The organism is Methanospirillum hungatei (assembly GCF_020216685.1).
Classification (GTDB): Archaea; Halobacteriota; Methanomicrobia; order Methanomicrobiales; family Methanospirillaceae; genus Methanospirillum; species Methanospirillum hungatei_B.
In genome coordinates, this window is the sequence record NZ_JAIWNS010000156.1 from 1 (window position 1) to 12,450 (window position 12,450).

General features: G+C 46.4%; 10 protein-coding genes, 2 tRNA genes and 1 pseudogene. 7 read left to right on the plus strand and 6 right to left on the minus strand.

Annotation, left to right across the window (positions count from 1 at the left end):
- Positions 1-112: pseudogene (locus LDL35_RS09920) on the minus strand (co-chaperone GroES); the annotation flags it as partial.
- A 132-nt stretch (positions 113-244) separates the two neighbouring features.
- Between LDL35_RS09920 and LDL35_RS09925 the strand changes: the two are divergent.
- On the plus strand, positions 245-706 hold the full coding sequence (locus LDL35_RS09925; protein ID WP_304022182.1) for a winged helix-turn-helix transcriptional regulator: 462 nt from the start codon (positions 245-247) through the stop codon (positions 704-706).
- A 13-nt stretch (positions 707-719) separates the two neighbouring features.
- On the opposite strand, the gene LDL35_RS09930 is transcribed toward LDL35_RS09925, so the two are convergent.
- A complete protein-coding gene (locus LDL35_RS09930; RefSeq protein WP_304022183.1) occupies positions 720-1,196 on the minus strand; it encodes a Mut7-C RNAse domain-containing protein in 477 nt (158 codons plus the stop codon).
- Positions 1,193-2,200, minus strand: coding sequence for an AmmeMemoRadiSam system radical SAM enzyme (gene amrS, locus LDL35_RS09935; protein ID WP_304022184.1), 1,008 nt, complete (start codon positions 2,198-2,200; stop codon positions 1,193-1,195). Before amrS ends, LDL35_RS09930 begins: the two co-directional genes overlap by 4 nt.
- Before the next feature lie 101 nt (positions 2,201-2,301).
- Between amrS and pyrH the strand changes: the two genes are divergently transcribed.
- The 3 genes from pyrH to nth all read left to right on the plus strand — a co-directional run bounded on the left by pyrH (position 2,302) and on the right by nth (position 3,789).
- Positions 2,302-3,012 (plus strand): UMP kinase, encoded by a 711-nt coding sequence (gene pyrH / locus LDL35_RS09940; protein ID WP_304022185.1) that lies wholly within the window; start codon positions 2,302-2,304, stop codon positions 3,010-3,012.
- Positions 3,013-3,057: 45 nt separating this feature from the next.
- A tRNA-Pro gene (locus LDL35_RS09945) sits at positions 3,058-3,132 on the plus strand.
- Positions 3,133-3,141: 9 nt separating this feature from the next.
- On the plus strand, positions 3,142-3,789 hold the full coding sequence (nth, locus tag LDL35_RS09950) for an endonuclease III (protein WP_304022186.1): 648 nt from the start codon (positions 3,142-3,144) through the stop codon (positions 3,787-3,789).
- A 98-nt stretch (positions 3,790-3,887) separates the two neighbouring features.
- Here nth and LDL35_RS09955 read toward each other — a convergent pair.
- Positions 3,888-3,959 (minus strand) — tRNA-Ala (locus LDL35_RS09955).
- A gap of 131 nt (positions 3,960-4,090) precedes the next feature.
- Here LDL35_RS09955 and LDL35_RS09960 point away from each other — a divergent pair.
- From LDL35_RS09960 to LDL35_RS09970, 3 genes are all read left to right on the plus strand, one after another.
- A complete protein-coding gene (locus tag LDL35_RS09960; RefSeq protein ID WP_304022187.1) occupies positions 4,091-4,765 on the plus strand; it encodes an MTAP family purine nucleoside phosphorylase in 675 nt (224 codons plus the stop codon).
- A gap of 126 nt (positions 4,766-4,891) precedes the next feature.
- Positions 4,892-7,771 carry a PAS domain S-box protein gene (locus LDL35_RS09965; RefSeq protein WP_304022191.1) on the plus strand — a complete coding sequence of 960 codons (2,880 nt, stop codon included), beginning with the start codon at positions 4,892-4,894 and terminating at the stop codon, positions 7,769-7,771.
- Between the two features lie 600 nt (positions 7,772-8,371).
- Positions 8,372-9,190, plus strand: a complete 819-nt coding sequence (locus tag LDL35_RS09970; RefSeq protein ID WP_304022188.1) for a hypothetical protein — start codon at positions 8,372-8,374, stop codon at positions 9,188-9,190.
- 5 nt (positions 9,191-9,195) lie between these two features.
- On the opposite strand, the gene gyrA is transcribed toward LDL35_RS09970, so the two are convergent.
- Together gyrA and LDL35_RS09980 are read right to left on the minus strand one after the other, a co-directional pair.
- Positions 9,196-11,715 (minus strand): DNA gyrase subunit A, encoded by a 2,520-nt coding sequence (gene gyrA / locus LDL35_RS09975; protein WP_304022189.1) that lies wholly within the window; start codon positions 11,713-11,715, stop codon positions 9,196-9,198.
- A partial coding sequence (locus tag LDL35_RS09980) for a toprim domain-containing protein (protein WP_304022190.1) occupies positions 11,705-12,450 on the minus strand: 746 nt, incomplete at its 5' end. The genes gyrA and LDL35_RS09980, both read right to left, overlap by 11 nt.

The window sequence follows — 12,450 nt, forward strand, 5'->3', positions numbered from 1 at the left end:
CCTGTTTCTTCTTTTCCTTGGCAGAGTCAGGGATGTAAATGCCTCCCTTGGTCTTCTCTTCCTGCTTATATGGTTTAATCAGGACACGTGGTCCGATTGGTGTAATTGCCATACGCTAACTCCTTTGAAATGCAATGTGCACATAATTGTTGATTAAAAATTCTATATATAATTTTCTAATTCATTCAAGATCATTTCGATAATATTGATATGATATCAACAATAACCTGATTGTATCTCATCCATGCATCAGCGGCTTATCCTCCAAAACCTCCCCCGTCCACATAAAAGAGACCTGATTGAGGAGACCTACTGGCTGTGCGACACGTTGGGTCTGTCATCAGGTCGGGATATTGACAACCTGTCAACGCAGATTATTCTGAAAATACTGGAGAATACATCTGGTAATGCCGGGATATCCTCAGAGGATCTCGGATCTCTGCTGGAGATATCGCAGGGCAGAGTAAATCATCATTTAAGAAATCTGTCACGGTCAGGGATGGTCTACCGGGACCGTCGTCTGATTCATCTGCGGGGAAGGAGCCTTCGTGATTCAATACGGGAGATTCGCCGGGATGCAAACCGGATATTTGATGAACTGGAATCGGTAGCAGATGAGATTGACGGAATTATTGGAATGAGCGGGAAATCTGAAGAGAAGTCGCTTGTAATCAGAATGAAATCCGGAATTATGGTTCAAAAATAAATTCTGCGTTTTTTTATTTATTATTCATCATCTGAAGCAGGTTGTCTCTCATATTTTTTGTATGTGTTCCTTCCCAGTACTGACGGTTACAGACCAGACAATACACAAGGGGAATATCTTCTGGAACTGGTGTATTGGTTTTTTCAGGGGCCGTTCCCTCCTGTAACAGCGCATTACATCGTGAACACCTGGTCAGTCTAATCTCCGGATGAATCAGGCCTGCCTGAACAAGTTGTCTGATCTGTGCAGCAAGATCTGAGGAAACAAGCCTGATAGCATTTCCTTCTCCCCGTCGTGCAAGTTCTGCATCCTGCGTCAGAATAATCCTCTTCTCCTCCCCTGCTATCTTGAGGATATCTGTATCTTCACGGGGATTTCCTGGTGGCAGTTCGTGTGCGCTTCTGCAGTCATATCCCATAAAACGGAGGTATTTACACAATGATCCTGCCATCCGGTCACAAAAAAAGGTATGTTCCTGATCGCCTGTCATATTTTTGTGATGATGCCGGTCTCTTTTCCACAATGGGCACATGCGCCATGATGCAGGTGTATCGGACCGACTGAATATCCTGACCGGCCGATAAGGAGGTTATTACAGTGAGGGCACCATGTCTGTTCATATTCATGACCGGGGACATTGCCAAGGTAGGGATACCGGAGTCCTTTCTCTTTGGCAAGATGGAAGGCACGTTCAAGGGTTCTGACCGGGGTTGCAGATATCTCCTGCATCTGAAAATCAGGATGAAACCTGGTGAAATGAACCGGAGTATCTGGTCCGAGATTATCAATCACCCATGAGACGAGTTTTCCGGTCTCTTCAGGTGAATCATTCAGACCTGGTATCATGAGATGGACGACCTCTACGTGAAGCCCCAGTTCTTTGGCACGGATAGTAGTATTCAGAACCGGCTCGAGGCGTGCCCGGCAGATTTTATGGTAAAACTCTTCAGTAAAGGCCTTGATATCGACACGCCAGGCATCAAGGTCAGGGGCGAGATCAGTCAGGGCATCTTCGGTCATGTATCCATTCGTCACATATACGGTTTTCAGACCCTGCTGGTGGGCGAGTCTGGCCATATCCTGAGTATACTCAAACCAGATGGTCGGCTCATTATATGTCCATGATATTGATGATGATCCTGACGCAATCGCCCTTTTTACTCCCTCTTCAGGAGAGAGGGTCTTTTGCCTGATGCTGTCAAAACTGGCGTGGGAGATATGCCAGTTCTGGCAATGACTGCAGGAGAAGTTGCATCCTACTCCCCCCAGCGAATATGAGAGTGTCCCGGGGAGAAAATGGTACAGTGGTTTTTTCTCGATGGGATCAACGGCTTCAGATGAAACCCTGCCATAGGTCTCTGCGATAAGCTGGCCACGCAGGGATCTCCTGACACCGCATATTCCGGTTTTTGTATCAGCAATCCTGCAATGATGGTTACACAGATTGCAATGCATGATACCCGCATCATCACGGGAATAGTGTCGCGCTTCCATGATTACCCTGTTAAGTATGAGAAAGATGGTGGCTGGTTTATAAATGAAGTAATTGTGCTGAATAACCTATATGCTTTCGATCAGGTAACGTATGAGGTTGAATGCCTACTATCGTGCTCTCACTGGGCGGGTCTATTCTGCTTCCAGATATTGATCGTCCGAATATCAAACCCTATATCTCTGTTTTGACCAGAATTTCTGCGAACCATCGTCTTTTTGTTGTTGTTGGCGGGGGTGGAACTGCCCGTCAGTATATCACTCTGGCACGATCCTTTAAGGCTGATGAAGCGTTTTCAGATGAACTTGGAATCATGGTTACCAGGCTCAATGCGACCTTGCTTGTCGGCGCACTCGGGAAGGCTGCCTACCCCTGTGTCGTTACCAGTCATACCGAAGCACTCTGCGCTGCTGAAACCGGGAAGATTGTCGTGATGGGTGGTATCACACCAGGGCAGACTACAGATGCGGTGGCTGCAGTGCTCGCTGAACGGACCGGGGCAGATCTCTTCATCAATCTGACTGCGGTTGATGGGATTTATTCAGCCGATCCACGCAAAGATCCTTCAGCAAAACGATTTGAGACGATGACTCCGGCAGAACTGCTCGGGGTAGTCATTGGCCAGCAGGCAGTGGCAGGAGTCAATACGGTCATGGATATTGTGGCCGTGAAGATGGTTGAGCGGTGCGGTATCCCCCTCCTGGTGATGGACGGACGTGATCCGGCTCTTCTTGAATCAACCCTTGAAACGGGTAGATTTGTCGGAACGCTCGTTACCGGGAGTGGGAAAAATCCATTTCCACTCAAAAAATAAAAAGGAAGGGTATAAATGGTACCGGGTTCAACATATGTCCCGCACGGGGTAATAGGGTAGCCTGGTCCATCCTAGAGCGTTTGGGACGCTTTGACCGCAGTTCAAATCTGCGTTACCCCATCTTCTTTTATGACTGATTCAGACCCTGATACGATTCTTTCACGTCTGCGGTCACGATATGATCTCTCAATCAGCAGGGATGAATTTCTGCATTTCACAAATCCGTATGAAACTCTGATTGCTACCATTCTTTCCGCACAGACAACCGATCGGTGCGTAAACATGGTCACCAGGGAACTTTTTAAGAAATATCCGGATATTGCTGCTCTTTCAGAGGCGTCCGTTCAGGATGTGGAGAAGCTGATCCACCCGACCGGATTTTTTCATGCCAAGGCCAGAAATATCATTGCGGCATCGCAGATGGTCATGAAAGAATTTAATGGCCGGGTGCCTGATGAGATGGATGATCTGGTCCGGTTACCTGGAGTCGGGAGGAAGACTGCAAATATCGTTCTTGATCATGCATTTTCAAAAACGGTGGGAATCGCTGTTGATACTCATGTAAAAAGGGTGTCCATGCGCCTTGGACTTACAGAGGAGCGTGACCCGGATCGGATAGAAATGGATCTGGTACGGTTTTTTCCAAAGGAATTCTGGGCAGAGATTAATGGTCTCTTCATCCTGCATGGACGACGTGTCTGTACTGCACGAAATCCGGCCTGCGATGTATGTAACCTGGCTGACCTGTGCAGGTATGCATCATCACATGAGGTGTGATCTCCTGGGATGAGTGATCCCAGTATTGTTATCCTTTATTTTGAATAACTTCCAAATCTTTGGAGATAATCTTTTCAGAAAAAAAAGCGTAAAACAGATGGACCGAGCGGGAATTGAACCCGCGGCCTCTACCATGCCAAGGTAGCGATCTCCCACTGATCTACCGGCCCGCCTTATTAGGTTGCAACTTCTCACATATATATTCATCCATCTCTCTTGAAAGTCCATTTTGTTACTCTTTCTTTCTGGTCTTCTCCTGAAAGAGTTTTGATTTCTGACAACCAATACATTGACCTCATATATGCTTGGTATTATTGGTGGAACTTCATTACTCGACTATCAGGGCTTAGAATTTACAAAATTTGAACAATATACTCCGTATGGCACTAGTGAATTATTCAAAGGTGATGGCTTTCTTCTTCTTCTCAGACATCAGAACCGGTGTGCTCCCCATATTATTCCATATCGTTCCCATATCGCTGCGCTCAAACTTGCCGGCGCAGATCGGATCATAGCGCTTGGATCAACCGGTTCATTACGGGAAGATATCCCTCCGGGATCCCGGGTTATTCCTGATGATTTCATCTGCCTGACTCCGGTTCCGACCATAATGAATCACTCAATCGACCATGTTAATCCTGAATTTGATGCAGATCTTCGGACTCTTCTGATGGAACTCTCTCCTGATGCACTCCGGAAGGGGACCTATATTCAGACCCGTGGGCCAAGGCTTGAGAGTAAAGCTGAGATCTCATGGATGAAGAGGTTCGCAGATATTGTTGGTATGACCATCGGAAGTGAACTGACCGTTGCTGCAGAACTGGGACTTCCTTTTGCAGCCATTTGCACTGTTGACAATTATGCCAATGGAGTGTGCGATGCTCAAATCACCTATGAATCCATCATCAGAACCGTCAGGGAAAACCAGGAGAAAGCGCTTGATCTCCTCGGACGGATTATCAATTTGGTCGGATAATATCTCACCTTCCATGTATCTGAACATCCCTTACTGAGCAGATGGTTTTAATCATTTAGCAGAGTATCTAATGTTGTCCATCGTACCTTCAGGTGATTTGATCTGGCTGTCATCACAATCCTGACTATTGGAGATCCGAAGCAGTTTTCATTCATAACCCGGTTATTCTCAGAGAACGGGGCGAAGATATCCATTAGCGCAGCCTCTGATGTGAAGGACACCATCAATAAATTACAGACTGCTCATTATGATGTCGTCATTGGGGATTTTGATCTTGGAAAAGAAAATGGGCTGGATTTCATCGCGAAGGTAAAAAAACAAATTCAATACAGTCCGGTTACCATCTTCACCGGTAACCAGGCGCCGGCAGTGGTAAAAGAAGCGGTCAAAGCAGGAATTGATTATTTTTTTCTGCAGAATGACGAGACCGAACTGGAAACTCTCCGGTTGAATACCTTTATCAGACAGACCGTCAGGCAGAAACAAGGGGAAGAGGCGCTTCATTATGCAGACACCAACTTCAGGATCATTGTAGAAGCAACCGATGATTCTATCTACATGGTGGATCGCCATTTCAGGTATCTGTTCATCAACAGTCCTCATCAGAAACGACTTGGCATTTATGGCGAAAATTACGAATCGAAGATGTATAAGGATCTCCATACAGAAGAGGAGACCCAACGGTTCGTTCATTCTTTAAACCAGGTTATTACGCATAACAATTATTTTTCTGAAGAGTATGAGAAAGAGGGCAGGTATTATAATAGAAAGTTTATCCCTGTCCGGTACCAGACGTCGCAGCAGACCCTTGCGGTAACGGTTGTCTCAATAGACATCACCGACCGTGTCAGGCTTGAAGATGAAGTGGCCAGAGGGGCATCACTGGTTACGGCAACATTTGAGTCCACGTCTGATGGAATCTTTGTGGTTGACCGGGTCGGGAAGATCATCAATTATAACCAGAAGTTCCTGGATATGTGGTTTATTCCTGAGTCGGTTATAGAAGAACGGGATGAAGAGGTCTTGCTGGCTTATCTTGAAAACCAGCTTGAGGACCGGGAATCTTTTATTGAAAAGATCAATTACCTCAGGAATCATCCGGAAAAGGAAGCATTTGATGTCCTGGAGTTTCGTGACGGAAGGGTATTTGAACGCAATACACTCCCACAACGTATTGGCGGGACCATCATCGGCCGGGTCTGGACCTTTAAGGATGTGACCGAGCAGAGAAAGACGCTTACCACGCTCCAGGTCACACAGGCAAATTACCGGAGCGTTGTTGAGTCAACCGGTGATTCCATCTTCATGGTTGATCGTGAGGGCTGTTACCTCTTTATGAACTCATATCACCGGAACAAACTCGGGGATATTGCCGATAAATATCTTGAAAAACGGATGCGGGTCATGCTTCCGCCAGGTGAAGATCAGCGGTTTGACCAGGCCCTTCAAAGGGTGATCTCGACAAAGCGTCAGATTCAGGATGAGTTCCACTGGCTTTCAAAGGATTATATCCGGCGGTTTACACCGGTAAAGGATGATGAATCTGATGAGATCAGGGCAGTTACCGTAGTCCTCACTGATATATCTGACTGGAAAGCTGCAGAACAGGAGGTGAAAAATAATGAGGAAAGGCTTAAGATCCTCTTTGATTATGCTCCGGAAGCCTACCTCCTGACTGACATTAAAGGGACATTTATCGAGTCCAATAGGGCTGCGACAGAACTTACCGGCTATACCCCTGATGATCTGAAAGGACGGAATATCTTTACCATGGGCCTGATTGGGTCGATGCATATCACCAAGACAGCTGTCCTCTTCGCGAAAAATGCCCTGGGCCGGCCGACAGGTCCTGATGAGGTTCATATCAGCAGGAAAGACGGGAAGATCCTCTATGCTGAGGTGATGACCTATCCGATCCGGATAAGGACTCAGAGTCTGGTGATGACGATTGCACGGGACATCACTGACCGCAAAGCGTCTGAAGAAGCATTAAAACAGCGTGAAGAGCAGTACAGGCTGTTGGTCAACAATGCAGGTGAAGGTGTTTTTGTTCTTCGTGACACCAGGATAATTTTTGCAAATCCAAAATCATCTGAAATATTTGGGTATACTTCGGAAAACCTTACCCAGTCTGCTATTTCAGATATTATCCATCCTGACGATCTGCAAGAATTCTCAACTCTTCTGGGCCGTGCCCGTGAAGGAGAGCAGATTCATGCCGGTGTATCTCTTCGTGCCTTCACAAATACCGGAGAGCTCCGGTGGCTGGAAGTTGGTATGGCAGAGATTGTCTGGCAGAATAACCCGGCTATCCTGCTCCTGTGTATGGATATTACCAAGCAGAAGATAGCTCAGGATGCCCTGGTTCAGAGTAACCGAAAGCTCAACCTGCTCTCATCTATTACCCGTCATGATGTGCTGAATCAGATTACTATTCTGCTGGCATACCTGGATCTTTTGAAAAAGAAGAATAAGGATCCTGATCTTGAGCCATTTATCGCAAAACAGGTAGAGGCGACCCAGTCAATACGAAGTCAGATTGTGTTTACCAAGGAGTACCAGGATGTTGGTGTCAAAGAGCCTCAGTGGCAGAATCTGGGATCCACAATAGCCAATGCCCGTGAGTATGGACGGGTGGAGTTTGTGAGCTGGGATGATAATCTTAACTCTATCGAGATATATGCCGATCCGCTTCTTGAGAAAGTTTTCTCCAACCTGATCTCAAACTCCCTGATGCATGGAGAGACAGTCTCTCAGATCAGGTTCTTTACCGAGGAGACTCCTTCTGCACTTCTTTTAATCTATGAAGATAATGGTGTCGGGATTCCTGAAAAGGATAAAAAGAAGATCTTCCATCATGGGTTTGGGAAGAATACCGGTTTTGGGTTATTCCTGTCCCGAGAGATCCTCTCAATTACCGGCCTGTCCATTACTGAAACCGGGAAAGAAGGAAAGGGTGTCAGGTTTGAGATATCAATACCACGAAACCTCTACCGGTTAGTGTAATTTTGTTATACAATCTTCCACCTCTTCCATAAATTGATAAATATCTGCCCTTCCATGAAAACTATTTTTGTAGGACTTACGCAACCAGTAACTTGACTTAAATTTTAGGAAATGGGATTATAGTAACTATATTATAAAACTATTTAGATAAATTAACAAATTGCTCTATCTGCGTAAGTCCTATTCTCTATAAAAACGTGGATATATTGGATGATTTAAAAGAACCTGGGCTGAGTAGGCAGAAAGTGACACATCTCTCATGTCTCACGTTATATCATATAAGCATTGTTTACTAGTATAAATCCCATTCATTGTGTCGAATTCAGTTCAATGAAAAATCTTCTATCGATACTTCAAAATAAGAACGGCGTGAGAAGTGGATTTCATCTCTTTTTTTATTCACTCACATTTTAAAAATCGTTAGTATGACTTGTATCGCTATATTAATATATTATTTTTCGAAGAAATAGATTTAAATATTATATTTTTAAATTCACCATCATGCAATCACATGATATTTTTAGGAACACACTTCTTTTGATTTTACTCATGATTACTTTGGTAGGAATACAACCTGTTTTCGCTGAGGGTCACTGGATTTTGGATCAGGTATACCGGGATTCCGGAGGCAGGGACGATGTATCGACAAACTGGATTGATGGGTCTGATACCTCGTTGTCAGGTGAAACCAGCTGGAAATGGGATACCATGGACTGTACACAGAAAATTTCCTCAACCTTTTCATGGACTCCACCACCGCTTGTTATATATCCTGAATCAAGTTTTAACATGAGTTTTTCATTAGACCAGAATTCATGTTCGAATTGTCTGGCAGTAGATTCCACTCTTGGAGCACAGGCAAATACCCCGACTTCCATGGGGTATGGAAATCAGGGTATGACGGGCAGAGGGATGAATGCAGCACAACTCACTGTTGGATGTATAAGCGGGGCAAAGGAGAAAAAAACACATACATTCTGGACGAGCACTGCACCGACTGAGTATGTTACTGGAAAAGACAGGGATTTTGCGATCAATATTGTTTGTACAATGTACCAGGAATGGTATTTTATCCAGTATTACTACCTCTGGTCTGATACGGAAAGTCCGGCCCAGGAGCAGGAACTGTTTAAGCCATTATCTGAATGGTCAGTTCAGGAATACGGGCCAATGGGGAACTATGATGGTATTTGGAAAGTCAGCGCAGATGGGAAAACCATTGACGCTTCCTGGTCAGGTGGAAGGATAACTGACATTATAGAAATTCAGTCAGTTATGGATAATTATGTTCAACTGTTTAGAAAAGGAAATAACGGGTATTATACCGGGTCTCTGACATCAGATGGAATAATTCAGGGAACAGCATCCTGGTATACTGAAGGACAGACCTGGACTGCGAAAATTTTGAAAAAGGATTAATTTTTTTATTCGTCGGAAGAACCGTTTTCATCCGGTTCCTCGTCGATTATCTCTGCCTGGGGGATATCATCACTGATATCCTTCTGCTCTTCCGGAGAGAGTGAGGTGACACCGACAACACGGTCACCTGCTGCAAGTCTCATTATCCTGACACCCTGGGTTGAACGACCCTGTATCGTGATCTTTTCAACGCTGGTTCTGATAACGATTCCTTCTGCACTCATGAGGATGATCTCTTCTTCAGGCCCTGCGGAGAATGCCGTGACAATACCATCATTGCGTTTCAGCTTGATGTTTCTGACACCCATTGTTCCACGGCCATGACCACGGTACTCATCAAAGTTCGTCCGTTTTCCATACCCTGAAGAGGTGATGGTGAGGAGATGCTTCCCTTCTTCAATGACGGTCATACTGGTGACGATATCATCATCTTTCATCCGCATTCCGATTACACCAAGAGCATTGCGGTGTCGGAGAGGTATCTGGTCCTCATGGAACCGAAGACTCTGACCATATTTTGTCGTGATGATGATCTCCTGGCTGCCGTCACTGACCATGACATGGACCAGGTTATCACCCTCACGCAGGGAAATTGCGTTGACTCCGGTAGACCTCGGGCGTGAAAACTCATCCTGTGGGATCTTGATGATCATACCCCGTTCGGTCAGGAAGAGGAAGAACCGATCAGATGAGAACTCCTGGACCGGGATGACTGCGGTTACCCGTTCATCACTCCGAAGATCAAGGAGATTTACAATTGCCTTCCCTTTACTCTGCCTTGAGCCTTCCGGTATATCAAAGACCCTGAGCCAGTATGCCCGTCCGGTTGAGGTGAAACAGAGGAGATGGTCATGGGTATTTGCAACAAAGACCTGTTCCACATAATCCCCATCTTTAATGGAGATCCCCATAACACCTCTGCCTCCCCTGCCCTGAACCCGGTAGGCATCCACATCCATGTGCTTGACATAATTCTGGTGAGTCAGACAGACCAGAACCTGCTTGTTGGGAATGAGATCTTCCCTGACTATCTCCTGGAGATCACCGGTGATCTGCGTTCTTCTCTTGTCGGCGTATTTTTCCCTCAGTTCCCTCAGTTCCCGGGAAATTTCGGCCCTGATATTATCTTCGGATGAGAGGAGTTCTACAAGCTTTCTGATTTCAGCTTCCAGTTGTTCCCGTTCATCGACAAGTTTCTGCTTTTCAAGAGCTGCAAGCCGGCGAAGCTGCATCTGAAGGATTGCACCGGCCTGTGCTTCATCAAGGGAAAATTTGGCAATAAGTGCTTCTTTTGCCTCATCTGCAGTCTGGGCAGCCCTGATGGTTGCAATGACCGCATCGATATTGTCGATTGCATGAAGCAGACCACGGAGGATATGGACCCGTTCTTCAGCTTTTCGCTTGTCAAATTCGCTCCTTCTAGTAATGACCGTTATTCGGTGACGGACAAACTGCTCAATCAGAGGGATAAGTCCAAGGATCTTTGGCTGACGATCAACGATTGCGTAATTGATGATTCCAAAGGTGCTTTCAAGAGCGGTATGCTTATAGAGGTGGTTCAGGATCAGCTGGGGTCGTGCATCTTTGCGGAGATCAATGACAATCCTCATGCCGTCTTTGTCTGATTCATCCCTGAGGTCTGAAATTCCTTCAATCCTCTTCTCTTTGACAAGTTCTGCGATATGCTCTATAAGTTTGGCCTTATTTACCTGGTATGGGATCTCGGTGATGATGATCTGGTCACGTTTTCCGGATTCATCTATCTCTGCAACACCCCTGACGGTCAGTTTCCCCTGTCCGGAGAGGTATGCATTCTGAATCCCGTCTGTCCCCATGATAATACCCCCGGTCGGGAAATCAGGACCGGGCATTTTCTGCATGAGTTCATACACCGTCGTATCCGGGTGTTCAAGGTAGTGACAGACGGCATCACAGACTTCTCCCAGGTTGTGGGGTGGCATTTTGGTTGCGATACCAACAGCAATACCGTCAGATCCGTTAATGAGAAGGTTGGGCAGTTTTGCCGGAAGGACAGATGGTTCCTGCAGGGATTCATCAAAGTTCGGGACAAACTCGACGGTCTCTTTTTCAAGATCGGTGAGTAGTTCTTCTGCCTCGCGTTTGAGTCTGACTTCAGTATAACGCATTGCCGCAGGGGCGTCACCGTCAACAGAACCGAAGTTCCCCTGACCGTCGACCAGCATCATCCGGTACGAGAAGGGCTGGGCCATCTTGACGATGGTATCATAGATGGATGCATCACCATGCGGGTGATACTTACCCATGACATCTCCGACGACACGGGCGGATTTTTTATATGGTTTGTCATGGGTGTTTCCCATCTCCCACATGGCAAAGAGTGACCGCCGGTGTACCGGTTTTAATCCGTCCCTGACATCAGGAATTGCACGCCCGATGATGACAGACATTGCATAATCGATATAGGAGGATTTCATCTCCTCTTCGATGTTGACCGGATTGACCTTCGGGACGAAGAGGGGCTGCTGGGATTCTTCAGATGTCAAGGTTCGTCACCTCTTTTGCATGCCGCTTGATAAAGTCACGACGGGCGGTTACATCATCACCCATCAGCTTTTCAAAGATCTCATTTGCGTACGCTGCATCCTCGATGACTACCCGTTTGAGCACTCTTGTCTCCGGGTCCATGGTTGTTGCCCAGAGCTGGGATGCATTCATCTCTCCAAGACCTTTGTATCGCTGAACGTTCACGCCTTTTTCACCCATCTCCTGTAAAATCTCTTTCATCTCCTCTTCGGTGTAGGCGTACTTCTCCTGTTTGCCCTTCGCAATCCGGTAGAGAGGAGGCTGGGCCAGGTAGATATATCCTGCTTCAATGAGCGGCTGCAGATATCTGAAGAAGAATGTCATGAGAAGAGTGCTAATATGGGCACCGTCCACATCCGCATCGGTCATGATGATGATGTGGTGATACCGGGCTTTCTCGATATCGAATGACTCGCCAACGCCTGTCCCGATTGCTGAAATGAGTGCCTGAATTTCATTATTTTTCAATATCTTATGGACCGTTGCCTTTTCGACGTTCAGGATCTTACCACGAAGGGGGAGAATCGCCTGGAACCGTCTGTCCCGCCCCTGCTTGGCACTGCCACCTGCAGAGTCTCCTTCCACGATGTATATCTCACTCTTCTCTGCAGAGCGCTCTGAGCAGTCGGCGAGTTTTCCTGGAAGTCCTGATGATTCAAGGGTGCTCTTTCTTCTGGCAAGCTCTTTTGCCTTGC

Bases quoted from the DNA above. Each gene is read 5' to 3' on its own strand.
- LDL35_RS09925 (WP_304022182.1), top strand. From the start codon at position 245: ATGCATCAGCGGCTTATCCTCCAAAACCTCCCCCGTCCACATAAAAGA.
- LDL35_RS09930 (WP_304022183.1), bottom strand. From the start codon at position 1,196: ATGACAGGCGATCAGGAACATACCTTTTTTTGTGACCGGATGGCAGGA.
- amrS (WP_304022184.1), bottom strand. From the start codon at position 2,200: ATGGAAGCGCGACACTATTCCCGTGATGATGCGGGTATCATGCATTGC.
- pyrH (WP_304022185.1), top strand. From the start codon at position 2,302: ATGCCTACTATCGTGCTCTCACTGGGCGGGTCTATTCTGCTTCCAGAT.
- nth (WP_304022186.1), top strand. From the start codon at position 3,142: ATGACTGATTCAGACCCTGATACGATTCTTTCACGTCTGCGGTCACGA.
- LDL35_RS09960 (WP_304022187.1), top strand. From the start codon at position 4,091: ATGCTTGGTATTATTGGTGGAACTTCATTACTCGACTATCAGGGCTTA.